This window comes from Bradyrhizobium murdochi, from assembly GCF_000472965.1.
GTDB lineage: Bacteria > Pseudomonadota > Alphaproteobacteria > Rhizobiales > Xanthobacteraceae > Bradyrhizobium > Bradyrhizobium murdochi.
This window is the reverse complement of record NZ_AXAU01000005.1, coordinates 367,907-392,571: the sequence shown is the minus strand read 5'-3', so window position 1 is coordinate 392,571 and position 24,665 is coordinate 367,907. Positions and strand designations below refer to the sequence as shown.

General features: G+C 61.8%; 22 protein-coding genes. 15 read left to right on the top strand and 7 right to left on the bottom strand.

What is annotated here, in order from left to right; all coding sequences use genetic code 11:
* A partial coding sequence (locus tag YUO_RS44770; protein WP_028348262.1) for an IS481 family transposase occupies window positions 1-289 on the top strand: 289 nt, incomplete at its 5' end.
* Window positions 290-376: 87 nt separating this feature from the next.
* Here the strand turns inward: YUO_RS44770 and YUO_RS0116470 are convergent.
* The 5 genes from YUO_RS0116470 to YUO_RS0116450 all read right to left on the bottom strand — a co-directional run bounded on the left by YUO_RS0116470 (window position 377) and on the right by YUO_RS0116450 (window position 5,796).
* The gene (locus YUO_RS0116470; RefSeq protein ID WP_028348261.1) at window positions 377-1,420 is read right to left on the bottom strand and encodes an NAD-dependent epimerase; all 1,044 of its coding nucleotides are present in this window, start codon (window positions 1,418-1,420) and stop codon (window positions 377-379) included.
* A gap of 46 nt (window positions 1,421-1,466) precedes the next feature.
* Window positions 1,467-2,786 (bottom strand): UDP-glucose dehydrogenase family protein, encoded by a 1,320-nt coding sequence (locus tag YUO_RS0116465; protein WP_028348260.1) that lies wholly within the window; start codon window positions 2,784-2,786, stop codon window positions 1,467-1,469.
* A gap of 67 nt (window positions 2,787-2,853) precedes the next feature.
* Complete coding sequence (locus tag YUO_RS0116460; protein WP_028348259.1) at window positions 2,854-3,642, bottom strand: FkbM family methyltransferase; 789 nt, start codon at window positions 3,640-3,642, stop codon at window positions 2,854-2,856.
* An 87-nt stretch (window positions 3,643-3,729) separates the two neighbouring features.
* Window positions 3,730-5,163: a mannose-1-phosphate guanylyltransferase/mannose-6-phosphate isomerase gene (locus YUO_RS0116455; protein ID WP_028348258.1), complete on the bottom strand. Its 1,434-nt coding sequence runs from the start codon at window positions 5,161-5,163 to the stop codon at window positions 3,730-3,732.
* 39 nt (window positions 5,164-5,202) lie between these two features.
* A complete protein-coding gene (locus YUO_RS0116450; protein ID WP_488226346.1) occupies window positions 5,203-5,796 on the bottom strand; it encodes a sugar transferase in 594 nt (197 codons plus the stop codon).
* Window positions 5,797-6,511: 715 nt separating this feature from the next.
* Between YUO_RS0116450 and YUO_RS46245 the strand changes: the two genes are divergently transcribed.
* The 10 genes from YUO_RS46245 to YUO_RS0116400 all read left to right on the top strand — a co-directional run bounded on the left by YUO_RS46245 (window position 6,512) and on the right by YUO_RS0116400 (window position 18,289).
* Window positions 6,512-6,655: a hypothetical protein gene (locus YUO_RS46245; protein ID WP_198028041.1), complete on the top strand. Its 144-nt coding sequence runs from the start codon at window positions 6,512-6,514 to the stop codon at window positions 6,653-6,655.
* A gap of 79 nt (window positions 6,656-6,734) precedes the next feature.
* Window positions 6,735-7,469 carry a metallophosphoesterase family protein gene (locus tag YUO_RS0116440; protein ID WP_028348255.1) on the top strand — a complete coding sequence of 245 codons (735 nt, stop codon included), beginning with the start codon at window positions 6,735-6,737 and terminating at the stop codon, window positions 7,467-7,469.
* A 127-nt stretch (window positions 7,470-7,596) separates the two neighbouring features.
* A complete protein-coding gene (locus tag YUO_RS0116435) occupies window positions 7,597-8,184 on the top strand; it encodes a polysaccharide biosynthesis/export family protein (protein ID WP_028348254.1) in 588 nt (195 codons plus the stop codon).
* 362 nt (window positions 8,185-8,546) lie between these two features.
* Window positions 8,547-9,902 carry an outer membrane beta-barrel protein gene (locus YUO_RS40930; RefSeq protein WP_235782728.1) on the top strand — a complete coding sequence of 452 codons (1,356 nt, stop codon included), beginning with the start codon at window positions 8,547-8,549 and terminating at the stop codon, window positions 9,900-9,902.
* Window positions 9,883-12,204, top strand: a complete 2,322-nt coding sequence (locus YUO_RS0116425) for an AAA family ATPase (protein WP_028348253.1) — start codon at window positions 9,883-9,885, stop codon at window positions 12,202-12,204. The genes YUO_RS40930 and YUO_RS0116425 overlap by 20 nt, the downstream gene beginning before the upstream one ends.
* Before the next feature lie 89 nt (window positions 12,205-12,293).
* On the top strand, window positions 12,294-13,601 hold the full coding sequence (locus tag YUO_RS40925) for a VpsF family polysaccharide biosynthesis protein (protein ID WP_051379468.1): 1,308 nt from the start codon (window positions 12,294-12,296) through the stop codon (window positions 13,599-13,601).
* 20 nt (window positions 13,602-13,621) lie between these two features.
* A complete protein-coding gene (locus tag YUO_RS0116415) occupies window positions 13,622-14,695 on the top strand; it encodes a glycosyltransferase (RefSeq protein WP_028348252.1) in 1,074 nt (357 codons plus the stop codon).
* The gene (locus tag YUO_RS43810; protein WP_198028040.1) at window positions 14,688-15,794 is read left to right on the top strand and encodes an acyltransferase family protein; all 1,107 of its coding nucleotides are present in this window, start codon (window positions 14,688-14,690) and stop codon (window positions 15,792-15,794) included. The genes YUO_RS0116415 and YUO_RS43810 overlap by 8 nt, the downstream gene beginning before the upstream one ends.
* Complete coding sequence (locus YUO_RS0116405; RefSeq protein ID WP_235782727.1) at window positions 15,791-16,846, top strand: acyltransferase family protein; 1,056 nt, start codon at window positions 15,791-15,793, stop codon at window positions 16,844-16,846. The genes YUO_RS43810 and YUO_RS0116405 overlap by 4 nt, the downstream gene beginning before the upstream one ends.
* Before the next feature lie 3 nt (window positions 16,847-16,849).
* Complete coding sequence (locus YUO_RS0116400) at window positions 16,850-18,289, top strand: lipopolysaccharide biosynthesis protein (RefSeq protein WP_028348249.1); 1,440 nt, start codon at window positions 16,850-16,852, stop codon at window positions 18,287-18,289.
* A gap of 22 nt (window positions 18,290-18,311) precedes the next feature.
* On the opposite strand, the gene YUO_RS0116395 is transcribed toward YUO_RS0116400, so the two are convergent.
* Window positions 18,312-19,412, bottom strand: coding sequence for an endo-1,4-beta-xylanase (locus YUO_RS0116395; protein WP_028348248.1), 1,101 nt, complete (start codon window positions 19,410-19,412; stop codon window positions 18,312-18,314).
* A gap of 205 nt (window positions 19,413-19,617) precedes the next feature.
* Here YUO_RS0116395 and YUO_RS0116390 point away from each other — a divergent pair, with 205 nt between their 5' ends.
* Genes YUO_RS0116390 through YUO_RS40910 form a run of 4 tightly spaced genes read left to right on the top strand, consistent with a single transcriptional unit; the run spans window position 19,618 to window position 23,288 of the window.
* Window positions 19,618-20,412: a WecB/TagA/CpsF family glycosyltransferase gene (locus YUO_RS0116390; protein WP_028348247.1), complete on the top strand. Its 795-nt coding sequence runs from the start codon at window positions 19,618-19,620 to the stop codon at window positions 20,410-20,412.
* Window positions 20,409-21,686 (top strand): glycosyltransferase family 4 protein, encoded by a 1,278-nt coding sequence (locus tag YUO_RS0116385; protein ID WP_028348246.1) that lies wholly within the window; start codon window positions 20,409-20,411, stop codon window positions 21,684-21,686. Before YUO_RS0116390 ends, YUO_RS0116385 begins: the two co-directional genes overlap by 4 nt.
* A complete protein-coding gene (locus tag YUO_RS40915; protein WP_235782726.1) occupies window positions 21,649-22,878 on the top strand; it encodes a glycosyltransferase family 4 protein in 1,230 nt (409 codons plus the stop codon). The genes YUO_RS0116385 and YUO_RS40915 overlap by 38 nt, the downstream gene beginning before the upstream one ends.
* A complete protein-coding gene (locus tag YUO_RS40910) occupies window positions 22,875-23,288 on the top strand; it encodes a hypothetical protein (RefSeq protein ID WP_028348245.1) in 414 nt (137 codons plus the stop codon). The genes YUO_RS40915 and YUO_RS40910 overlap by 4 nt, the downstream gene beginning before the upstream one ends.
* Window positions 23,289-23,308: 20 nt before the next feature.
* Here the strand turns inward: YUO_RS40910 and YUO_RS40905 are convergent, their stop codons facing one another.
* A complete protein-coding gene (locus YUO_RS40905) occupies window positions 23,309-24,130 on the bottom strand; it encodes a class I SAM-dependent methyltransferase (protein WP_035726803.1) in 822 nt (273 codons plus the stop codon).
* Window positions 24,131-24,665: the final 535 nt, after the last annotated feature.

Sequence of the window (24,665 nt, the reverse complement as noted above, 5' to 3'; positions counted from 1 at the left end):
CTACCAATCCTTTGCGTTCCGAACAGCCTGCAAGCGTCTCGGCCTCAAGCATATCCGTACCAAGCCCTACACACCCAAGACCAACCGCAAGGCTGAGCGCTTCATCCAGACAAGCCTGCGCGAGTGGGCTTATGCCCGCGCTTACGACACCTCAGACGAACGCGCCGCCGAACTGCCACGCTGGCTTTACCGCTACAATTGGCACAGACCTCATGGCAGTATCGGATCAAAGCCACCCATCAGCAGACTCGGTCTAACCGGGAACAACCTGTTGAGGCTCCACATCTAGAGCGTTTTCCAGCGAAGTGGACACCGGTTCGCGCGTCAAAACGAAAACCTAGAGCCCGGTTCTGATTCAATCAGAACCGAAATGGCTCTAGGATGCGGCCAACGCCTGGTTTGCTTCGTAATAGCTGCGATACCAGGCCGCGAACCTCTGGATGCCGTCCTCGATCGGGGTTGCCGGGCGAAAGCCAACGTCGCGCACGAGGTCATCGACATCGGCATAGGTGGTCGGCACGTCGCCCGGCTGCATGGGCAGCAGTTCCTTGTTGGCCTTGCGGCCCAACTCCCGCTCGAGGATATCGAGCACGAGCATCAATTCCTGCGGCTTGTTGTTGCCGACATTGTAGATGCGCCAAGGGGCGATGCTCGACCCCGGGTCCTGAATTCCATCCAGCCCGGGCCCGGGCTGCCCGACCTGCGGCGCGCGATCGATCAGGCGGACCAGAGCCTCCGTCACGTCATCGATATAGGTGAAGTCGCGAAGCATCCGGCCGCCATTGAACAACTTGACCGGATCGCCGCGAACGATCGCGTCCGCAAACACGAACAGCGCCATATCGGGCCGATACCACGGGCCGTACACCGTGAAGAAGCGCAAGCCAGTGCACGGAATTCCGTAAAGATGGCTGTACGAATGGGCCATCAGTTCGTTGGCCTTCTTGCTCGCGGCATAAAGGCTGATCGGATGATCGACATTGTCATGCACCGAGAAGGGCAACTTCCTGTTGGCCCCGTAAACGGACGACGAGGATGCGAACAACAAATGACGGCAGCCATGGTGCCGGCATCCTTCCAGGACATTGGTGAAGCCGACCAGATTGGCGTCGACATAAGCGTGCGGATCCTGCAGCGAATACCGCACGCCGGCCTGCGCGGCCAGATGGATGACGACGGGAAACCGATGGCGCGCAAACAGCGCCGGTATCGCGACGCGATCCGCCACGTCCAGCTCTTCAAACTGAAAACGCGAATCGTTGCGCAGGATCGCGAGCCGGGCTGCCTTCAGTTGCGGATCGTAGTATGAATTGAGGTTGTCGAGCCCGACCACGCGATGGCCCGACTGCAGCAACCGTTGCGCCACGTGAAATCCGATGAAGCCCGCGGCTCCCGTTACCAGAATTGCTTGATCCGGCATCATGCGTGCATCCTCCACCAGCCGATGTCATGACGGCTCATGCTTGTCAGTACGCCACCGATTTCGGCCGCCCCACGCCGCAGTACAGAAAACCGTTTCGCCTCACCTCCTCCGGAGAGTAGATGTTGCGCAGATCGACAATCACGGGACAGGCCATGATGGTGGACAATTCCTTGAGATCCAGCGCCCGGAACTGCTCCCATTCCGTGACGATGACGAGCGCGTGGCATCCTTTCGCGCAACGATAGGCGCTATCGCAGAAAGTAACGTTCTCGAACACCTTCTTCGCCTGCTCCATGCCGACGGGATCGAAAACGCGCACGTCGGCTCCCATGTCCTGCAGCGCGGTGATCAGCGGAATCGACGGCGCGTCGCGCATGTCGTCGGTATCCGGCTTGAACGTTACGCCGAGCACCGCAATGGATTTGCCCCTGATGTTGCCGCCGAACGCATTCGCGACCTTGCGCGCCATCGCCCGCTTGCGCTGGTCGTTGACGGCGACCACCGTTTCGACGATGCGCACCGGCGCTTCGTTGTCCTGACCGGTCTTGATCAGCGCCATCGCGTCCTTTGGAAAGCAGGAGCCGCCGAAGCCCGGCCCCGCATGCAGGAATTTCTGCCCGATCCGGTTATCGAGCCCGATCCCGCGCGCCACTTCCTGCACATTGGCGCCGACCTTCTCGGCGAGATCGGCGATCTCGTTGATGAAGGCGATCTTGGTGGCGAGAAAGGAGTTGGCGGCGTATTTCGTCAATTCGGCGGTGCGGCGATCGGTATAGAGGATCGGGGACGCGTTGAGGTGGAGCGGCCGGTACACCTCGGCCATCACGCTGCGGGCGCGCGCGTCGTCCGTTCCGATCACGATCCGGTCGGGATGCTTGAAGTCGCGGATCGCCGCCCCTTCGCGCAGGAATTCGGGATTGGAAACGACAGCAACTTTGGCGTCGGGATTTTCTTCGCGGATGATGCGCTCGACCTCGTCGCCGGTCCCGACCGGGACCGTCGACTTGGTGACCACCACCGCCTGGTCGGGAAGCACGCCGGCGATCTCGCGCGCCGCCGCATAGACATAGGAAAGATCAGCATGGCCGTCGCCGCGGCGGGACGGCGTGCCTACCGCGATGAACACCACTTCCGCACCGCTGACGGCCGATTTCAGATCGCTCGAAAATGAAAGGCGGCCTTGGCCGACGTTTCGCGCCACCAGTTCGGCCAGTCCAGGTTCGTGGATCGGCATCTCCCCGTTGTCGAGGCTCGCAACCTTCTCCGCATTGCTGTCGATACAGACGACCTGATGGCCAAAATCGGAAAAGCACGCCCCTGACACCAGCCCGACATAGCCGGCGCCAATCATCGCTATATGCATTACGGTTCCTGTCTGAAAAGCAGCGCGGCCCAAGGCCGCGCCGGCGGGAAGGCGGTGAAGCAGCGAGCTAGCTGCTCAATATCGATTCGCCGTCGAGATGACGGGGAAAGAAGAAGAAGTTGTTGACGTAGAACTGTCCGTTCTTGCGGCCGCCGTCCGGCCGCAGCGCATCGGCATCCTGAAGCCTTCGGGAATCGAACTGTTCCACTCCAATCACGTCGTTGTCCTTCAGGAAGAACCCCCGATAGGATTTGTTCCGGAAGAATTCGAACACCGAGCGGGTCGCCTCGGCGCGGTGGCGGTCCTCGGCCTCGACCAGGAATACCGGCTGGCAGCGCTCCAGAAGCTCGACGGCACCGTTCAGCACATTCAACTCGTGGCCTTCGACGTCGATCTTTACGAACGCCACGTCCTGGTCGATGACAGCGTCGAGCCGCGCGATCGGCACATGGGCGGAAACGAGCTTCGCCGAAGAATCGGCTCGCGCCTCCAGCGAGGCAAGGCCGTACACTAAGCCATCTTCGCCTTGCGGGATGAACAGCTCGGCATCGCCGTCATGATCCGACAGCGCGATCTCGTGGACGCTCACATTGCGCGCCGAGGTTCGGCGCAACAACCTCGCCATCTGCTGCGAAGGCTCGAAGGCGTGGACCTGCCGGGAAAGGCGCGCCAGCCGCCGCGTGTAGAGGCCGCAGTTTGCGCCGACGTCGACCGTCACCGCGTCGTCGGGAATGACCTTGTCGAGATAGGACAGTTCCCGCTCCGCCGATTTGGGGCGCTTCATGAAGTGCCATTGCAGCCATATCGAGGGAAACGCATCCTTCACCAGCTCTTTGACGTGTTGTTTTGTGTTCATTGCTGCCTCCCTTGACGTAGCGCGCGCACGCCTCGTTGCGGCGTGCCTCGCCCTCGATGCGGATGCTGCCTCCCAACCCACCACACCTCAAACGCGGTCATAGATATCCTGCACGCGGACGATGTCGTCCTCCCCGAGATACGTGCCCGACTGGACCTCGATCAGGTTGAGGGGAACCTTTCCGGGGTTCTCCAGACGATGCATGCATCCCAAGGGTACGAAGATCGACTCGTTCTCGCGCAGCAGGATTTCCTCGTCGTCGCGCGTAACGATCGCGGTGCCGTTCACCACCACCCAATGTTCGGCGCGATGATAATGTTTCTGCAGCGACAGCTTGGCGCCGGGATTGACGGTGATGCGCTTGACCTGAAACCGCTCCCCGGCATGGATCGATTGATAGTATCCCCAGGGGCGATGGACGCTGTGGGTCTGCGTGGCCGAGCGATGGCCTCTTGCTTTCAGGCGCTCGACCAGTTTTCCGACGTCTTGGTCGCGTTTCCGGCTGGTCACCAGCACCACGTCCGGCGACGTGGCGATGACGAGATCCTCGACGCCGAGCGCCGCGACCAGTTGCCCGTCGCCCCGCACGTAACAACCCGAAGCATCTTCCACTACCGCATCGCCGATCACGACATTGCCAGACGTATCCTTCTCCGCCATCGACCACAGGGCCGACCAGCTTCCGACATCGCTCCAGTCGAACGTGGCGGGAACCACCACCGCGTTGTCGGTCTTCTCCATGATCGCGTAGTCCATCGAGATGCTCGGACAGGCCTCGAAAGCGCGCTCATCAAGCCGGAGAAAATCAAGGTCGCGGGTTGCGCCCGTCAGCGCCTTGCGACAGGCGGCCAGGACCTCGGGTGCCCGGTGCGCCAATTCGTCGATGAACTGACGTGCCGGCAGCAGAAATATCCCGCTGTTCCAGACATGCTCGTCGCAGGCCAGCAGGCGCTCGACCGTGACCAGATCCGGCTTCTCGACGAAGCTGGCGACGTTACGAATCGGAGAAGCGGCTTCCAGCTCATCGCCCATCCGAATATAGCCGAATCCGGTCGCTGCCGACGAAGGCCGCACGCCGAACAGAACGAATCGGCCGTAGCGCGCGGCCGCGATGCCCGTCGATATGGCGGCGCGAAACGCGGCGTGATCCCGCACCCAGTGATCGACCGGCATCGCCAGTATCACCGCGTCGGGATCCGCTTCGCTGGCGAGCAGGGCCGCAACCGCAACCGCAGGAGCGGTGTTTCTTCCGAACGGCTCGAGCACGATGGTCGGACGATCGACGCCGACCGCGCGCAACTGCTCGCCGATCGCAAACCGATGCTCGGCGTTTGCGATCACCATCGGGTCGGTAAACAGCGAGCGATCGTCGACCCGTAGCGCCGTTTGCTGCAGCAGGGTGTTCTCGCCGAGCAGCGAGAGCAGTTGCTTGGGATAGGTCTCGCGCGAAAGCGGCCACAGCCGCGAGCCGGCGCCACCGGACAGGAGAACGGGTACGATACGGCCGCGCGGCGCGATCATCGACATTGCATGGTCCTTCGATATTGCGACGGTGGTCGGTCAGAATCCGCTTCCGGACAGGAACTCTTTGCGGATCGTGCGGATGATGATCATGATGTCCATGCGCAGCGACCACCTCTCGATATAAACGAGATCGTAATCGATCCGCGAAACCGCAGGACCGAACTCGGCCGTGCTTCCCCTGCAGCCGCTGACCTGCGCGAGCCCGGTAATGCCCGGCCGCGCCGTATGCCGCTGAAAATAATAAGGCACGAGGTGTTCGTAGGGCAGATCCGCCGCCAGCATTCCCGGCACATGCGGCCGCGGTCCAACCAGCGACATATCGCCTTTGATCACGTTGATCAATTGCGGAATTTCGTCGAGGCTGGTCTTGCGCAGAATTCGCCCCACCGGCGTCACGCGCGCATCGCCCTGAACCGTCTGCTTTACGCCGCGTACATCGCCCGCATCCGCGCGCATGGTGCGGAACTTGTAGATCTTGAAGCGGCGGTTGCGATAGCCGTATCGATACTGGAAGAACAACACCGGGCCCGGTGACGTCAGCTTTATCGCAACTGCGATGACGATCAGGAGCGGCGCGAAGAACAGCAATGCGCCGCTTGCCGCAGCAATATCGAACACACGCTTTGCAATCGACGAGGATGGTTCGTTTCGCGCCCTTCGGCGCGAGCGCCGGCGGGCTCGATGCGCGCCATGCGTACCGCCGCCGGCAAATTCGACAGGACGGACTGATATCTCAGTTCGCTCTCTTCGAATCGGCGTAACGTTGCTCCTCGGCGCAACGTCGCTCCGATCGAAGTTGGCTGTCACGATGGAGGCCATGACTCTCCTCTCTGCGGGAACCGGGCTGTGAATCGAACGCGTGGCGTTACTCGACAGCGAGCGCGACGATTTCGCAGCAGCGAACGTCCGCACTTCGCGGCCGCTAAGACTTTCCAGAATTTTGAGCGAAGTTTGGCGCAAATGCGAAAGCGGTGCCGCATCACGGCGGAACTGAATCGTTAACGAGATTTGTGCGACGCGATATTCCGATTTGTTCGGAGATGCTTAGTCTCGATTTGCCTGGTTAATGAGCTGCGCGTGACTCGAGGCTGCCATGCATAATCGAAAAGCGCGGAACAAAATCCATTGTTCGTTTCTCGGTGAATGTAGCGTCGCTGCACGGGCAACAAATGCCTGTCTCGTCGTTGTTTTGTTAAGTCGAAAGCCAAGCGATCCTCTGCAGCCTGACGACTGGTGGTGATTGAGGCGCACGGCTGGTGCGGTGATCGCAACGTTTGGAAAGAAAACAGAGACGGCAGCGATTCGCGAGCCGTCCACCTTGCGGAACGCTTCCAGGGAGGCGCCCATGATGGCCGAACGTCTGCACAGCCGTGCGCTGGTGCCGCACGGTACATTGTCGCCCGATCGCAGGCTGAGGAACCGCATCATCATCGCGAACGCAGCTGCGTGGATTGCGATCGTGACCCTGATCGGCCTGCTCGTTTTCTAATCTATTACTTGTGGCTGCGTCTCGGTGTATGGTGTCATGGATTGACCGCCGCGCGGTTCCATGATCGACATCGCACACCATGCACCGAACGTCTGCGGGACCTTCACGCTCCGTTAACGCTTCAACACCTGCCGATACACGCATCTATGCAGTCGGCGACATTCATGGGCGTGCCGACCTGTTGAGCGAGATCATTGCACGCATCGACGATGACATAAGGCGGAGACCGATCGCGCGCGCAATCGAAGTCTATCTCGGCGATTATGTTGATCGCGGACCACACTCCAAGACGGTGATCGACCTGCTCGCAGTCAGACTCGTTAACCACCACGCGGTATGTCTGCGCGGCAACCACGAGGCCGTTATGGAAGGGTTCCTTCAGGATCCGGCCATCTTGCAATATTGGCTGCAGCTGGGCGGCATGCAGACGCTTGCATCGTATGGCGTTGAACTGCATGACGAAACCGCGACGGCGAACGACGTGCATCGCCGCTTTCTCGACGCGTTTCCGCGTACGCACCAACTGTTCATGCAGTGCTTGCGCAATCAATTCAGGTGCGGCGATTTCCTGTTCGTGCACGCCGGCATTCGTCCGGATGTCCCGATCGAGCATCAGGATCCCAACGACCTGATGTGGATTCGCGATGCATTCCTGGACTGTACGCGGGATCACGAACAATTCATCGTGCACGGCCATACGCCCGTGCCGCATCCGGATATCAGACATAACCGAATCAACATCGATACTGCTGCGTGGCGGACGGGAACGTTGACCTGCATTGCGATTGAAGGATCAGCGATTCTCTTCCTGTGACTCGCATGCAACGTTTCGTTAACGCGTGCGCGCATATTGGGCACATGGAACTTCGTCATCACATTCTTTCGCCGTTTTTGCTTCCATATGATCCGCGGCTGTTACGTGCATTCATGGAGATGCAGCCATGCAGCAACGGTCGTTCAGCGCCGGCCCGACGCTTCCCTCTCTTCTCTTCGTCCTTGTAGTTGCCGGCATCAGTGCCGGATTTTCAATTCGTGCTTCAGCACAAACGCCACCATCCGCAGCGTCTGCGGACCGTTACGTTCTCGGCCCGAACGATCGAATCAGGCTGAAAGTCTACGGCGAACCTGACATCACCGGCGAGTATGAAATCGACAACGGCGGTCAAGTTTCGATTCCGCTCGCCGGTCACATCAAAGCTGCAGGCGCCACGACGCGGCAGCTTGAAAAAGCGATAGCATCCGCGCTTGCAAAGGGAATCGTGCGCGATCCGCGCGTCAACGTCGAGATCGCGCAGTATCGCCCGTACTACATCCTCGGCGAGGTGAAGAAGAGCGGCGAATATCCATACCGCAATGGGTTGACGGTCATGGACGCGATCGCAAGCGCCGGCGGATTCACGTACCGCGCCAACGAAAGCAAGGTCTATCTCCGCCGTGCAGGTGCAGGTGTGGAAGAGACTCACCCTCTCGATGCTCCCGTTCCGGTCTATCCCGGCGACAATATTAGGGTTCCGGAGCGCTACTTCTAGCGTTTCGGAATTGCAGGTGAGGTGATGCCGCTCATGAGTGGATGATGGCGCATGTTGCGCTGTTGTCACAGTTCGCATTTTGCAGATGCGAAATATTTTGCGACGCGAGGAAAACTTTTTCCGGCAAGGCGCGTTGCAAGCGAGCGCATCACTTCAATCTCACAACTCAAAAACCTTGCGCCAGCGTACCGAGTATGAGGCCTGCCGTTCTTATGCGCAGTCGACGATCATTATTTGAGCGATGGGCCTCGCCCGATAAGTGTTCGCCGCCTTCGCGTTCCCGCAAGGGATGGGTGATGGGATTCGAGTCTGCATCGCAGAATACATCTGAGCGACGCGGAGAGCGATCGCATTCCATAGGCGTGCCCGGCCGCTTCAGCTTCAACCTGTTGCCCGCTCCGGCGGCAGTCATCCTGCTCGGTCTCGGATCGTCCGCGAATGCACAAGCCATTCCGTGGACCAGCGGAGAGTTCGCTTCACCCTGGAACGCGCAGAAAATCTTTGAGCCGTCATCGCTGCCGGACAGGACCGATCCGGACAACCGCGAAGAGATACCGCCCGAGGACATGCCGGTGAAAAAGCGACAACAGCCTGGCTATGAACCCGTCGGCATTCGCGCCGGCTCCTGGATGTTCAACCCGTCGCTGACCGCCGGCACTTTTTACGACAGCAACGTCTTTGCCTCGAACACCACCAAGCGTTCCGACATCGCGGCGGTGATCGAGCCCACCCTTCGCGCGCACTCATTATGGGGACGGCATGGCGTTGATCTGAAGCTGAATGCGCAGCAGACGCTCTACAGCCAGAATTCGAGCCTGAACCAGACCAATGGCAGCCTGAAGGGCAACGGCTGGCTCGACATTACGAAAGACACGATGCTGCTGGGCAGCTTTCAGGTCGCACATCTGAACGAAGGCGTCGGCACGCTCGGTTCGCCCAGCAACGCCATATCGCCAACGCCGTATAACCTGATGTCCGGCGACGTCACGTTGCGCAGGGAGTTCAACCGGCTGACGACCTCGATCGGCTTCCGAACCGACTCCTACGACTTCCAATCGACGCGCGCGCAGGACGGCACCATCATCAACCAGGATGCCCGCGACGGGCAGATCTATGCACTGCACAGCCGGATCGATTATGCGATCTCTTCCACCCTCGGCTGGTTCGGCGGCGTGGAAGGCAATCAGCGCGATATCAGGGGAACGCCGGGCCATACTCTGGATTCGCAGGGCTATCGCGCGCTGTCCGGCATCACCGTCGGGCTGAGCAACCTTGTCACCGGCGAATTCGGCGCCGGTTACGTCCAACAGCGTTTCGACGATCCGTCGATCGGCATGGTCGAAGGTCCTTCCTATCGTGCGCGGCTGACATGGCGACCCACCCGCCTGCTCGACGTGCATTTCAATGCCGAACAGCTCGTCACGCAGACCTCCGACACCAGCGCCACCGGCGTGCTTGCGAATGCGGTTCAACTCGGCGTCGACTACGAACTGCGGCGCAACGTGATCGTATCGCTGGCGGGCGGTTACGAGAACGACCGGTTCTTCGGCCAGGTCCGCAAGGACAACGTGCTGACATCAGACACGCGGGTCAAATATCTCATCAACCGCTTCGGCGCCGTTTCCGCCTACTACCGCTACACCAAGCGCGACAGCGACGTTCCCGTCTTCAGCTTCGACAAACACCTGGTAGGAATGAATGTTACAGCGCAATTCTGACCTGCCCTATGTGGTCCCCGACGAGCCTCCGGTTCGTCCCGCGGAAAGCTGGCAGTATCCGACCGTCGATCTGCGCGAGATGGGCCGCATCCTGCGCCGTCGCTACAGGCTGGTGGTACTACCGGTCGCCGTCCTGCTCGGGCTGGCGCTGACCTATCTGATGCTCACGACTACTTTATATACGGCGACGTCGACCGTGCTGGTCGATCCGCGCCGCGCCAATGTCGTCGAGACCAACCAGTCCGTGCTGTCGAATTTCGGCACCGACGATGCAACCATCGAAAGCCAGACGCTGCTGATTCAGTCGGTTGCGATCCTGGTGCGCGTCGTCGGCAAGCTGAAGCTGACGGAGGATGCGGAATTCAAACCCAAACCGGGCCTGCTTGATCCGATCAGACGGCTGTTCAGCATGTTCAGCAGCAGCGGGCCAGGCGACGGTGCAAGCGCCGAAGATGCCGCCAGGGCGCGGTCGGTCGAGATCCTTCAGAGACGGATGAAGGTAACAAGGCAGGGCACCACTTTCCTCGTCGACATCGCCGTCAACTCGGAATCGCCGCAGAAGGCCGCAACCATCGCCAACGCGGTTGCGGACGCTTATTTCGACGAGCAGGTCCGCGCCAAACACGACGCCACGCGCATTGCCGCGAACTGGCTCAACGGCCAGATCGAGGAGTTGAAGTCGCGAGTCGTTGCGTCCGAGAAAGCGGTCGAGGATTATCGCTCCGCCAACAACCTGATGGTCTCGCAGGGCGTAACCCTCAACGACCAGCAGCTCACCGACCTCAACAACAAGCTGATCGCCGCACGCGTGCAAACGGCAGAGGCGCGGGCAAAATACGAGCAGGTCCAGGACATCGCGAAATCAGGCGGCGATCCCGGCGGCATCAACGCGGCCATTTCCTCGGAAATGATCACCAAGCTGCGCACGCAATATGCCGACATCGCCAAGAACGAGGCGGATCTGTCGAGCAAATACGGCGCGCGTCATCCCCTCGTCGCCAATGTGCGGGCGCAGCGGCGCGACACGCAGAAGCTGATCAACGACGAAATCCGGCGGATACTGGACAGCACCAAGCACGACTACGACGTCGCGCGTTCCCGCGAGACATCCCTGCAGCAGAACCTGGACAAGCTCCAGGGCGTGTCCACTTCCTCCGGCCAGGCGCAGGTACGCTTACGCGAACTGCAGCGCGAGGCCGAAGCCAGCCGCACACTCTACGAATCCTATCTGGCGCGTTCCAAGGAGACCACCGCGCAAGAGAGCCTGGAGATGCCGGATTCCCGGATCGTGACCAAGGCCAGCATCCCGATCAGGCCGTCGTCACCCAAGACGATGCTGATCCTGGGGCTTGCCCTGATGCTCGGGCTCGGGGCGGGCAGCGTGCTGGCTTTCCTCACCGACTATCTCGACGGCCGCATCAAGACACTCGAACAGGCCGAATCCATTGCGGGTGTCCCGGCCCTTGCCGCGGTTCCGTTGATCGGCACGCGAGAGCTGGCCCGTCTCGCGCGGCGCGGACGCAGCGAACTGGACAACTACGATCCGAAGACCACCAAACTGCTGCCGCCGGCGTTGCAGCCGCCTTTGACGCGTTACGCGATCGACGAGCCTGGCACGTTCTTCGCGGAGGCCATCCGCGCGGTCCGCCTGTCGCTGCAACGGACGATGCGGGCGCAGCCGGTGAAGGTCGTGCAGGTCACCTCGGCGCTCGACAGCGAGGGCAAAACAACGCTTGCCATCAACCTGGCGCAGTCGCTGGCGACTCTTGGCATCCGAACGCTGCTCATCGATGGGGACCTCCGCAATCCACAAGTGACCCGTTCCCTGTGTCCGCGCACCGAAGCCGGACTGCTGGAAGTCGCGATCGGACACGTCGCCCCGGAACACGCCGTCCTCGTGGATCAAAGCACCGGGCTCTCTGTGTTGCCGTCGACCAGGATCAAGCAGGTCGAGTTCATCACCGAATTGATGTTCTCCGACCGGATCGTCGACGTGCTCGATTATTTCCGCCACCGCTACGAATTGATCGTGATCGACTCGCCGCCGCTGGTGCCCCTGGTCGATGGCCGCGCGCTCGCCGAACTGTCCGATCGCATCATCCTGGCACTCGCGTGGGACCAGACCCCCCGCGAAGTGCTGTCCCATGCCATGGACCTGCTGTCCCCCGTCAGTGACCGGATCATGGGAACGGTGCTCACCCGCGTCGATCTCAGCCGGCTGCAATTCTATGACTATTACCGCAGCTCGGCCTACCTGAAGCCATACGGTACCGCGGGCCTGCATGCCGGAGCGGCGCGGTGAGAGCGCGCGGACCGTTGAACGGATCGGCCGGTGTCGCACGGGTGCATCCGCGCCACCCTGCTTCACCGGCAGTGCGGGCAGCTTCCCCTATGGGTGGGCGCGTCGCGAATGCCGACGCGTTCATCGAACGGATCGCGACCGGCTTGATGCTGCTGGCCGTCATGGCGACCTTCACGCTCTCGTCCTCCGTGCTGACCAACTGGAAGATCCACTATTTGACGTCGGGCGGAAATTTTTTAGAAAAGCTGCACCCGGTGACTTACTTCACGTTGCTGGCATTCTCCCTGCTGCTGATGCGCAGCCGCGGACCGGTCGGCGAGATCAACCGGATGTTTTCCGAGTCGAAGCTGCTGCTGGCGTATCTGCTCTGCTGGCTGTTTCTGCTGGTCCAGGTCATCGTGCTCGCACGCCCGTTCACGGTCATCATCGACACGTTCCTGCTGCCGATCCTGATCGCGATGGTGATGTGGCAGTTGTCGCCGGCGCAAAGGCGCCCGCTAGCCTGGGCCATTCACCTGACGATCCTGCTGAATGTCGTGCTCGGATATTATGAATATTTCTCCGGCCATCGGCTGATCCCGCTGACGCTCGGCGACGTCGTGGTGATGGGCGAATGGCGCTCGGCGGCGCTGCTGGGTCACCCGCTCACGGCATCCGGTATCGTCGGCGGCTACGTGCTGGCGCTGGCGCTTCGCCCAGCGATTTGTCCGCCGATCCTGCTGCGGCTGCCCTTGATCGCGTTCTGCCTGGGATCGCTGATGGCGTTCGGCGGCCGAACGGCGCTGGTCACGGTACTGGGAGTCCTCGGGCTGATCGGGGCCTTCGAGATGGTGCGCCTGATACAGGGAAAGCGAACGCAGCTTCCCGCGGCCATTCTCGCCATCTGCGTGCTGTTCGCTGCAGGCGCCATCGTCTTCGCCGCGCTCGACCTCGGCATTTTCGACAAGATGCTGCTGCGCTTCTCTTCTGATAAGGGCAGCGCGCTGGCGCGCTTCGCCACCTTCAACCTGCTCTCGCATTTCGATTGGAACGAACTGATCCTCGGTCCCAACCCGGTCCGGGTGAATGCGTTGCAGTCGCAGCTCGGCCTCAACTACGGCATCGAGAACTTCTGGATTTCCGCCATCGTCCAGTTCGGCCTCATCCACACCGTCGTTCTGACGATCGGATTGATCTGCTTCTTCGTCGAATTGCTGCGCCGTTCGAGCGCCGCTGCATGGGCGATCGTGCTGCTGATCATCGTCATCGCCGCGAGTTCGGTAAGCTTCTCGTCGAAGAACATTCAGCTTGCGCAGTTCGTCATCCTCATTTCGGTCCTGCTGCCGCGCGAGCAGCGGCGCATCGCCGTGCCCCCGCAAGTCCGCGCGCCTGTCACCTATCGGTCCGTTCTGGCATAAACTTTAGGATTCCCTTTCGTATGGCCATCTACGTCGACAACACCCACCTCGGACGTCACGTCACCGGTCTCGAACGCATTACGCTGGAGCTGTTCTCCGCCGCAGCGCTTGCGCCGCTCGATGTCGTGCCGGTGACGGCGAAGGGTCTTCGCCAGATGCTGACGACGCAGACCCTGGGCCTGCCGATGCGGCTCGCCGCTTCGTCGTCGATCCTGCTCTGTCCCGGCTTTCCGCCGAGCCCGCTGCTGCGGCCGTTCGCATCGCGGGTGCTGCCCTATATCCACGATGATTTCCTGATCACGCGGCGCGCCGAGCTCAACATGCGGGCGCGACTTTACATGGCCGGTCCCTTCAGGCTCGCGCTGCGACACTATCCGCGCTTTCTGGCCAACTCCGGCGATACCAGGCGCAAACTTGCCGCGCATTGCCGGCCCGATGCCGAAGTGACGCTTTATCGTCCCGCGGTGCGCAACGTGTTCGGCCTCGACCCCGGACAGCGCGGCGAACGGAGCGCGCGGCCCCAACCGCTGCGGCTGATCACGCTGGGCACGGTCGAGCCGCGCAAGAATTTTGGAGCGGCGGCGAAAGTCCTCGACGCTCTGCGCATGCAGGGATTTCCCGACGCTACGCTGGATATCGTCGGAAGGCCGGGATGGGGTAACGACTGGCAAGCCCTCGAGAAGCAGCCGGGCGTTACGCTGCACGGATATCAGTCCGCCGACCGTGTCAATCAACTGCTTGACGCCGCCGATCTGTTCATCTGCACCTCCCATGACGAAGGCCTGGGATTGCCGCTGCTGGAGGCGCAATACGCCGGCCTGCCGATCATCGCCCCCGATGCCTCCATCTTTCGCGAGGTGCTCGGCGAGTCCGGCATCTACATCGATACCGCGGATCCTGCTGCGGCGGCCGCGCGGATTGCGGCTGCGCTCTCCAACGAGGATTGGCGCGCCCGATACGTGGCGCAGGCACTACGAAATCTGACGCGCTGGAACGATCTGGCCCGCGGCGATCGCGAGAACGTCATCAGCCTGATTGCCCGCCTTGCCCACCTCCAGGGTAGCGCTACTCCGGAGTACCGCCGCCTTGCATGACACCAGCGCCACAAGGCACCAGGATGGATTGCGGATCATCGCGGCCGGCGCCGTGGTGATCCTTCACTATTCCGATTACTTCAAGGACTTGCCCGTCGGCCGTTTCATGGTCGCGCACACCTGGCATTTCAATCTGTTCGTGGACCTGTTCTTTGTGGTCTCCGGCTTTGTCATTGCCCGTCAATACTTTGGCCGCGTCGACGATGCCGCATCGATCGGCCGCTTCCTGTGGCGCCGCCTCGCCCGCATCTATCCGCTGCATCTCGCCACGCTCGCCTTCTATGTGGCGCTTGCCGGCGCACTCCATTTCGGCGCCGCCCGAACGGACAACCCGGCCCGTTATCCGCTTTCCGATCTGCCTGCGCAGTTCCTGCTGCTTCACGCGTTCATTGGCGAGCGCCTGACGTTCAACTTCCCGAGTTGGTCGCTCTCGGCGGAGATGTTTTGCTATCTGCTTTTTCCGCTGGTCGCGTTGATTGCGCAACGTCGCAAGAAGGCGGTTATTGCGCTCGTGGTCCTTGCCGCTCTTGCCAATTCCCTTTGGGCGTCGGCTGCCGAAACGGCACCCTGGGCCGACTGGATCAACCAAGGCGGCGCCTTCAGGGCGCTGCCTGCCTTCAATCTCGGTATGGCCGGCTATCTGTTTCGCGACCGGATCGCGCGTTGGCCCGCGATGCCCGGCGCGCTGGCGACGTCGCTGGCGGGTTTTATTGTACTCGGCTCCCTGCTGCCAACGACGACCGCGCTGCTTGCGATCTACGCCATCGCAATGCTTGCGATTCAGGCCGACTGCGCCGGACGTGAGACGCTGCTGTCGCGGCTCGGCTTCGATCGCTGGTCGGCGCTGACGTATTCCTGTTACATGCTGCATATTCCCGTCGCGACCGTCGTCATCACCTTTGGATCGCGCCTGCTTTCCTTGTCGGAGCATGAACGGCTGATTCTGGCGCCAGTGGCGATCACCGTTCTTGCATTTGCGAGCGTCGTCTCGCTGCGCACGTTCGAAACGCCGCTGCGGCGATATCTGACCGAAGCTTACGACCGCCGCGCCCTCAAACATGTGCCGTCTCCGGCGATCACGCGGCAGGAGAGCACATGATGACGGTCGTCGAACGCGTATCAGCAAGCCCGCAATCTCTGAGCGTCTCGCGCGCAACGGCCCAAAGCCGCGATAGCATCGTCGACACCATGCGCGGCATCGCCATTTTGATGGTGATCGGAATCCATTCGCTGCCGCAGCCGCTCGACGCGATCTGGGCAAAATCACTTGATGCAGCGCTGCGGCCCTGCGTGCCGGTGTTCCTGTTCGCTTCCGGATATCTCACGGCGCTTTCCGGCCGCGTCCCCCTGGTAAAGCGGTTGAAGGCAGCCCTGGTCCCTTACGCGATCGCGTTCGCCGCCGCCTACATCTACATGGCCCTGCATAATCCGGCGATGGACCATCGCATCGGCACGGGGCTCGCCCGGTTCGGGCTGGGATATGTGTTCGTCTACTATTACGTCTTCGTCTATGTCTGCTGCACGCTCGGTCTGTGGCTCGTTTATGCAGCCGGCGGGGACGAACAACCCGTTTCAAGGCAACGAATCACCACGCTGCTGCTGCTCTCGATCGGCTGCGGCCTGCTTGCCGGCAGTTATTTGGATCCCGCCATGTCGAGGCTCGGCGCGTCGGAGGCGCTGCTCGACGAGATCCGCATGCGCGACATTCCGTTCTGGTTCTCGTTTGCCGCGCTTGGCGCGCTGACCGCAATGTTCAAAGACCTGCTCGAACAGGATATGCGCCGTGCGCACCTTGGCGCCGTGCTGGCCGCCTATTTGTTCTATGCCAGCGTGCGCATTTTCAACCTCGGCGACGCCGCCACTTACGATTCGACCGCCTTCTTCCTCTATGCGGCCCTGTTCTGCGTTTCGCTGTTCGCCATCCAGCCGAACTCCCCGCTACTCGGGTGGATCGGCTCGGGCAGCTACTTCATCTATCTCTGGCACATCTTCATCGTGATGGCGCTGCGCGATCACGCCGGGCTGCGCCAACTCGGCGGCGTCGCCAGCTTTGCCGTTTCCTGCGTCTTGACGGCCCTCGTCTCTGCCGCCGCGCTGCTCGCCGTGCGGCAACTCGCCTCGCCCCGAATCTGCCGCTGGCTGGGGGCTTGAGCGATGCTTCTGAAGCACACTTTGCTCTATCTGCCCGCGCAATTCGTCGGACCGCTGTTCCAGCTTCTGGCGATGATCGTGTGGACGCATGTCGTCGACGAGCACACGCTCGGCGTCATCACGCTGATTACGGCCACGCACGAATTGCTGCAGATCGGCTTTCTTGCCTGGTGGTCGCAATTTGCGCTGCGCTTCCTCGGACGCTACCAGGACGTCAACGACGCGCCGCGCTTCTATCGCACCGAAAACGCGGTCTTGCTGGCGTCCCTCGCGTTGCAAAGCGCGGCCGTCGTCGGAATTTTGCATCTGGTCATCGCGCCCGGCGCCGGAACGGGCCTTCTGCTCGCCGCCATCGCCTATGTGATAACCCGGTCGCTCAACCTCTACATCGGTGAACGCGCCCGCGCGCGGCAGCAGATCCGCGTCTACACGATCCAGCAGGTGTTCGGGCCATCCGTCGGATTTGTCGTGGGCCTGGTGTTGATCAAGCTGCTTGGCCAATCCCCGGATTGGCCACTTGCGGGTTACGCGGCCGCGCAACTGACGGCCGCGCTCATCGTCCTGCCCTGGATCGGCTGGGGTCACCGCTTGTGGCCGATCGATCGGGAGATCGTGGTCCACGCCCTGCGCTACGGCATCCCGCTGATCATCGGCGGAGCGCTCGGCTGGGTCGGCCTCAATGCATCGCGCTTCATCGTCAACGAAATGTCCGGAGTGGCTGCCGCCGGTCTGTTCGCCGTCGGCTATGGCCTCGGCCAGCGGGCCGCGGCGGTCGCAGCTATGCTGGTGACGGCAGCGGCGTTCCCGCTGGCGGTGAAGAGCATGGAGCAACACGGCGACCAGGCCGGAATGCGCCAGCTCGCCAACAACAGCGCGCTCCTTGTCGCAATCCTGGCGCCAAGCCTCGCCGGCATCATCATACTGAGAACGGAGATCGTGCATCTCCTGATCGCAGCGCCGTTCCAAACGGTGACGCTCGCCATCCTGCCGCTTTCCACGCTCGCCGGCGCAATCCGCAACCTGCGCGCCCATTTCGGCGACCAGGTCTTTCTCCTGCAAAACCGCACGCGCTGGATGATGGCCATTGCCGCAATCGACGCGACGATGACCGTGGTGTTGAGCGTCTTGTTCCTGCCGCGATGGGGACTACCCGGCGTCGCCGGCGCCACGGTGCTGGCGGCACTGGCCGCCGCCACCGTGAGTTTTTCAATCGGGTTTACACGATTTGGCCTGCGCCTTCCGGTCGGCCATCTCGTGCGCATCGTATTGGCCACCATCGCCATGGCGGCCGTGCTGCGGATATTTCCGGAGGCCCGGACGATCCCGATTCTGGCGGCCCACATTGCGGCAGGCGCTGCCACCTATTTCGCAGCGCTTGCCCTGCTCTATGCACCGTCGCTGGTGCGGATGCTTCGGCCACGCCCACAGCATTCAGGGGCGTGAGCGCATTCGACACCATCGGCGCCTACGACTTTCTGGCATTCTCGAACGCACGCGCCATCGCGAACCAAAGCGGCTTCTTCTGCATCGACGAATCGAACGGAAGCGGCCGAGGTAGCCGGCGCGCGTGCGGATCCTTCTTCTTTGCAGCGTCGGTATAGAACGAGTAGTTATCGGCAAGTTCCCACGCGATCACCATTTTGACGGCCGGCACCCGAAGCGCGTTGGTCAGGAACTTCTCCGCCGTCTCGGCGATCATGGCGTCGCGCGCTGCGATGTCGTCCGGAAACGTGTCGTCGCGCACGTCGAACTCGGTCAGATAGATCTCGACGCCACGTCCGGCGAGCGCATGAAGGAATTCGGTAAACCGTCCGGGATCGTGCGGATAGCGAGGCTGCAGGTGACTTTGCAAACCGACGGCATGCAGCGGCACGCCGGCATGCTTCAGTTCGTCGACCAGTTGCAGCAGGCCGCGGCGCACCGCGAGGCCGACGTCGTCGTCGCGTTCGCTCTGCGCCTCGTTGAGAACCAGTTTTGTCTTTCGGTCGATCCTCGCCACGCGCTCGAAGGCGCGGCGCACATAGCCGGTACCGAATGTGTCGTACCATGGACCCAGCCGGTAGCCGCCGGGCGCCTTGTGCCCGGGCCAGAACGGCTCGTTGACGACATCCCATGAATGCAATTTGCCTACGTAGCGGGCAGCCACTTCGTCGATATAGGAATCGAAGAACCTCTCACGCTCGGCACTGCTCATGCTCTTGATCCATTGCGGAACCCATTCGTTCCAGATCAGGCAGTGACCGCGCATCGGAACGTTGTGACTCGCACAAAATTGCAGCAGACGATCTGCGCTCTCGAATCGCTTCGGCCCCGGCTGCGGCGCGATGGTTCCCATTTTCATTGCGATGTCCGTCGTGACGATGCGCACCTGCGTTTGATACAGCTCGCGATACGCAAGATCCTTGTCGATCACCGGACCTGCAGCCGCGCCGAACACGATTCCGTTACGAGCTGCGATGACGCCGAGACTCTGCGCAGGCTGTGCGGCGAATGCTTCCTTGCCGCACGAAGCAATGCTTGCTCCTGCGATGAGAGCAAGCGCATCTCGCCTCGACCACTCCTGCATAGCTGATCTCCATGATGTGAATGATTCGCCGCGATGTCTCGTCCATCGCAACGCGGCATCGCCATCGTTGCGTCGCATTAGTTCGATTTCGTGACGAATGTCCGTCGAGAAAATTTTCGGCACGTAGTTCCCGCCGCGCAACAACGCGTCTGCCGATAGTCCCCCACGAGTACGTCTCTCGATTACATCATCCGCAGGAGTCGACATGTTGGAACCACCAGCGCAGTTGCAGCCCAGCCTCACTGTCGATGGGATAACGATCAATGTTCCCTCGCTTCCGGAAGCCGTGTCTTCGATCGTGTCGGCCGCGCAACATGGCGACAACTTCAGCGTCTGCACGCTCAATCTCGACCACGTTGTTCAGCTTCAACACCACGCCAATTTTCGCGCGGCCTATCGTCGTGCCCGATTTGTCACCGCCGACGGGTTCCCCATTGTCGTGCTGAGCCGCCTCATGGGCGTGACAATCGAACGCACGACCGGCGCCGATCTCGTCGAGCCGGTTTGCGCGGAAGCCCGCAAGAAAGGACTCCCGGTCTTTCTGCTAGGGGCGAATGACCTCACGCTCAAGATGACGGCCCGACGCCTATCGGAACGATTCAAGGGATTGCAGATCGCGGGATGCTTTGCGCCGGGACCGGGATTCGATCCCTATTCCAGCGAGGCCGATACTGCGATCGAGCGCATTCGTGCCTCGGGCGCCAGACTTTGCTTCGTCGCGCTGGGTGCGCCAAGGCAGGAGCTGTTCGCGGCGCGATGCCTCGACGAACTCGATGGAACGGGCGTGTTGTGCATCGGAGCCGCACTCGATTTCATCGCCGGCACGCAAAGCCGCGCGCCGGCTATCGCGCGCAGCACCGGCATGGAATGGGCGTGGCGCATGCTGCGCGAGCCGCGCCGGCTCGGCCCCCGCTATATCAAATGCATGACAGTTGTTCCGCGCCTCGTTGCGCGAACCATTCCGCAAATCGTCCAGGCACGCATGAGGAAAGCGGCATGACTTCAACATTGACCCTGGCGCTACGGGCGCGAAATGCCAACCGGATTAAGCCACGCTACCAGATCTGCCTGATCCACCCGTTCGATCCGCGCGGCGAAAAGGTTGGCGGCCTCGAAACATACATCCGCGATTTCATTACGTTCCATCCGACCGACACCGACATCCTCTTCATTGGCGTCGACTCGACGGGCGAGCTGGAGCTCGGACGGCTTCACCGGATGACGTTCCGGGGTCGCGGCTTCGACTTCCTGCCGATCCTGCACTATTCGGACCAGCAGGCGCGCGAAGCGGCCCGCAGCATCCGCACCTCGCTGACCGGGCAGTTCTTCATGGCACTGCTCCGCCACTTCGGCCCGATCGCAAGGCTGATCCGCGCCAGGCGGTGCTCGGTCGATCTGCGGCGGGTGGAATTCTCCTGGTTGCCGGCGATCCTGCGGCTGCCGTTCGTGCAGATGCTTCACGGCGAGGGCGCGCCGAAATTGCAGATGGATTCGCTGCTGCGGAAATACGCCTTCGTCCACAATACCGGCGAGCGGTTTGCCGTCGCCATGAGCGAGAAATTTCTCTGCGTCAATCCGTTCATCACTGAGCGGTTGCAGCGGACCTATCCGCGCCGCAAGGACAAGATCGACACGCTCTGGACATGGGTCAACACGGATATCTTCAAGCCGCAACTCTGGCCGCTGAACTCGTCGCCGTTCCAGATCGTGTTCGCCGGCCGGCTCGATGAATTCAAGGATCCACCGCTGATGTTTCGCACAATCGACCGCCTGCGGCGGCGATTGAACGGCGACGTACGCTTTCACTATATCGGCACCAGCGACCCGCACCGGTTCGAAGAGTTCGGCGCGATCGAAGACATCACCGTCCGCCACGGCTTCAAGGACGCCGCCGGTATGGCGGAGACGCTGGCAAGCGCCCATGCCGGCATCCTGACATCGGAATTCGAAGGCATGCCGCGCTGCGTGCTCGAGACCCTTGCGGTCGGCCGGCCGGTCGTCGCCATGCACCTGCCCCAGCTCGAACCCGTGATCCATTCTGGCGTCAGCGGCCATCTAGTGGCGCGAAGCGGCAGCCGCGACGACATGGCCGATGCGCTCGCGCAGCGGTTCGTCGACGTCCGGAATGCGATCGACGCGGGCACGATGAACCCGGTACAAATCGCCGACTCCATTCGGGCGTTCACGCCGGGCACACAGCTTGCGCGAGTCTTCCGCTATCATCAGGAAATTCAGGATGCCCGCGGACTTGCCGCCGCGGCGCCAACTTACTGAGGGCGCCGAGTTGAACATCCTTCTGTTGACCAGCGAGTTCGCCCCCGCGATGGGAGGAATTGGGACTTACGCGCGCGAAATTGCGGCAGCCGCCAGCCGGCTCGGCGCCCAGGTCACCGTGGTGGCGCCGGACTACGCACGGCAGAATGCCGACGACGATCGCACTCTTCCTTTCGAGGTCGTGCGCTACAGCGGCGGCCTCCACTCCATGCGCGACATGCCGCGCAAGATCATGCTGACGCGCCGCGGTGTCCGCGGCGACCGATATGACGTGGTCCATGCCGCCGACTGGCCGTTTTTCATTCCGGTTGCGCTTTCGAGATGGCGAACGCAGGCGCGGGTATTGATGACGGTGCATGGTACCGAGATCAACGAAACGCAGACGACGCTGAAGCGCATGGCGATCCGCGGCGCCGGCGTGTTCGGACCGCGGACGGAGATCGTCGCCAACAGCGGCTTTACCGAGACGCTGTTCCGCGAGCGGTTTGCCGTCGACCCGCGCCAGATCAGCGCGATCAATCTCGGCGTATCGGAGTTCTGGTTCGGCGGCCGACAGACGCGCCGGGAGATTCGCCTGGCCCATCGTCTACCGGAAGACCGGCTGGTGATGATCACGGTCGCGCGCATCACGCGCCGCAAGGGACATCATCTGACGCTTGCCGCGCTATCGCAGCTTCCGGACGATCTGCGCCAGCGCATCACGTGGCTCGTGATCGGCCCGGACGGCGAAGCCGAGTACGTCGATGCTCTGCGACGCGAAGCCGAAGCGGCGGCCTGCGACATTCGTTTCCTCGGCCCGCAATCGAACGAAGACATCCGCGATCTCTACGCGGCATCGGATTTCTTTTGCCTGACGGGTCTTCCCGACACGACCGGCCGGGTGGAGGGATTTGGATTGGTCTATCTCGAGGCCGGGGCCGCCGGCCTGCCAAGCGTCGCGACCGACGTCGGCGGCGTGCCTGACGCAGTGCTCGCCGACGAGACTGGAATTCTCGTGCCGCCGTCGGCCGAGAGCATATCGCAGGCGATTGCAGAGCTGGCCGCCGATCGGAATCTGCGCGCCATTCTCGCGGCAGGCGCATCATCCCATGCCCGCGCCCTTTCATGGGAACGATGCGCGGCGACAACCTATGGCCTGCCCTACACCGGCAAGCCGGCATCTGCAGACCGCGCTATCGGAATAACGGCATGAAGCTGCTGGTCGCGACCGCGATGCTGCTGACGCTCGCAAGCGGTGCAGCGCAGGCGGACAGCGAGAATTGCCGCAAGAGCCGCGAGTATCTCCTGGGAACGCCCGGCGGGGACCTGTCCCTGACGCCGCAGGCCTATAACGACCTGTTCAAGATCTGCGTCGCGGCATCAGCCATGCCCAACGTGAAGGATGCGTATATCCTGCGCGACGGCGGCATCGCCGTGGTCCCCAAGCAGGACAGCGTTTCAGCAACGGCAGCCACGCTGGCTCAGTTCTGCGACGCCTATCCTCGCGGCGTGCTCCGCTTCATCACCAGCAAGGAAAAGCTTTCCATCCGCTCCGTGACCGACGTCGCACGGATGTCGTCGACCTCGTCCACGCCATGCAAGAAGATTAAGGGCGTCTCTTAGAGCGCGCCATCGGTCGAAACTCACTTCTGCCGGTTGTAGTAATCCGGCATGTCATGCGGATCCATCGACTGTTCGGCCCTGCGGCCCAGAAAGAAGAAGCCGCTGGCGGCATCTGCTGCGGCCCGGCCGCGACCGAACGCATCGAGATATCTGATCCAGAAGAACGGCAGCACGATCAAGCGTGACAGCTTGTTGCCCGCACCGAGCGCGCGCGCGAAATAGCGGATTGACCATTCAAGCGCCACACCGGCGCCGCCGACCGGTCCGGCGTTGATCTCGGAAAATCGCCTGAACAGCCAGCGGTGACCGCTCTGCGTAAAGCGCGAAAAGTCATAGGCCCGCTCGTGCACCTGCTGCATGAACGGCGTCTCCGCATAGACCAGGCCTTCCAGCCGCAGCACCCGATGCAGCTCGGCAACGACCGTTGCTGGCTCCAGCACATGTTCCAGCACCGCCTGCACCCAGACGCCGTCGAACACGCCGTCTTCGAAGGGTAGGCTGTGGGCGTCAGCCACCAGCACGGTGTGCGGCGAAGCGTAGACGTCGGTGCCGACAAGCTCGATGGAGTCGTCCCGGTAGAGTTCGTCTGCGCCCAAACCGATCGTTCCGCCACCGACAACGAGTACAACCGGCCGCCTCGACTCCCGCTTCAACAGCTCGATGAACGTTGCGCTGTTGGCGACCGCAACCGGATTGCCTCCAAAGGTAAGGCGATGCAGCCGCGATCCAAGGGAACGGCGGCTGACGTCCCGCTGCAGCGCCGAGCCATTCTCGGCCTCGTACATCCTGCGTTCAAAAATGCTTGCTGCGAAATCGATCAGCACCGGCTGCGAGCCGATCATCGGAAACCCGACCTTGCTATAATCGCAGGCACGGTTCGAGCAGGTTGGCTGTGACCACACGTTCCGCAGCGGCGACGAGCAGCGAGGACAGCGAAGGCGCTTCTTCCAGTGCGTGGGTTCCGTATTCGCTACCGAATGATCGACGGCAGAAAGCTGCAAAGAAGGACCTCATATGTCATTTCTTCTGCCCTGCCCCGCTCATGACTCTCAATCGATGCTATTTCGAATGCAACGACAGCGCAACAATGCGGGACCGGGAACAATTCGGATGGTTGCAATTGGATGTCGCAGGAAGCTGCAGCCAGATGCCACCGTGAGGGCTTGCGAGAACGCAACGCACAAACCCGCCCTGCTGTTTCGAATAAATTTTACGATTTGTCGAAAAGCCTTGCAGCCGGCGCGTTTCGCGTCGCCTGGCTGGCGAGATCGGCCTCAGCCCACGAACCACGGCATCTGCCCGATCAGGTGAAGAGCAGGTGGTCCGATATCAGGTGAATCATGGATACATCATGACCGGGATCAATCCGGCTCACGC

Bases quoted from the DNA above. Each gene is read 5' to 3' on its own strand.
- YUO_RS40910 (WP_028348245.1), top strand. From the start codon at position 22,875: ATGAAGCTGCTGGTCGCGACCGCGATGCTGCTGACGCTCGCAAGCGGT.
- YUO_RS46245 (WP_198028041.1), top strand. From the start codon at position 6,512: ATGATGGCCGAACGTCTGCACAGCCGTGCGCTGGTGCCGCACGGTACA.
- YUO_RS0116425 (WP_028348253.1), top strand. From the start codon at position 9,883: ATGTTACAGCGCAATTCTGACCTGCCCTATGTGGTCCCCGACGAGCCT.
- YUO_RS0116385 (WP_028348246.1), top strand. From the start codon at position 20,409: ATGACTTCAACATTGACCCTGGCGCTACGGGCGCGAAATGCCAACCGG.
- YUO_RS0116395 (WP_028348248.1), bottom strand. From the start codon at position 19,412: ATGCAGGAGTGGTCGAGGCGAGATGCGCTTGCTCTCATCGCAGGAGCA.
- YUO_RS0116460 (WP_028348259.1), bottom strand. From the start codon at position 3,642: ATGAACACAAAACAACACGTCAAAGAGCTGGTGAAGGATGCGTTTCCC.
- YUO_RS0116455 (WP_028348258.1), bottom strand. From the start codon at position 5,163: ATGATCGCGCCGCGCGGCCGTATCGTACCCGTTCTCCTGTCCGGTGGC.
- YUO_RS0116400 (WP_028348249.1), top strand. From the start codon at position 16,850: ATGCTTCTGAAGCACACTTTGCTCTATCTGCCCGCGCAATTCGTCGGA.
- YUO_RS40925 (WP_051379468.1), top strand. From the start codon at position 12,294: ATGGGTGGGCGCGTCGCGAATGCCGACGCGTTCATCGAACGGATCGCG.
- YUO_RS0116465 (WP_028348260.1), bottom strand. From the start codon at position 2,786: ATGCATATAGCGATGATTGGCGCCGGCTATGTCGGGCTGGTGTCAGGG.
- YUO_RS0116470 (WP_028348261.1), bottom strand. From the start codon at position 1,420: ATGCCGGATCAAGCAATTCTGGTAACGGGAGCCGCGGGCTTCATCGGA.
- YUO_RS40915 (WP_235782726.1), top strand. From the start codon at position 21,649: ATGCCCGCGGACTTGCCGCCGCGGCGCCAACTTACTGAGGGCGCCGAG.
- YUO_RS0116390 (WP_028348247.1), top strand. From the start codon at position 19,618: ATGTTGGAACCACCAGCGCAGTTGCAGCCCAGCCTCACTGTCGATGGG.
- YUO_RS0116415 (WP_028348252.1), top strand. From the start codon at position 13,622: ATGGCCATCTACGTCGACAACACCCACCTCGGACGTCACGTCACCGGT.
- YUO_RS0116440 (WP_028348255.1), top strand. From the start codon at position 6,735: ATGCACCGAACGTCTGCGGGACCTTCACGCTCCGTTAACGCTTCAACA.
- YUO_RS0116435 (WP_028348254.1), top strand. From the start codon at position 7,597: ATGCAGCAACGGTCGTTCAGCGCCGGCCCGACGCTTCCCTCTCTTCTC.
- YUO_RS0116405 (WP_235782727.1), top strand. From the start codon at position 15,791: ATGATGACGGTCGTCGAACGCGTATCAGCAAGCCCGCAATCTCTGAGC.
- YUO_RS40905 (WP_035726803.1), bottom strand. From the start codon at position 24,130: ATGATCGGCTCGCAGCCGGTGCTGATCGATTTCGCAGCAAGCATTTTT.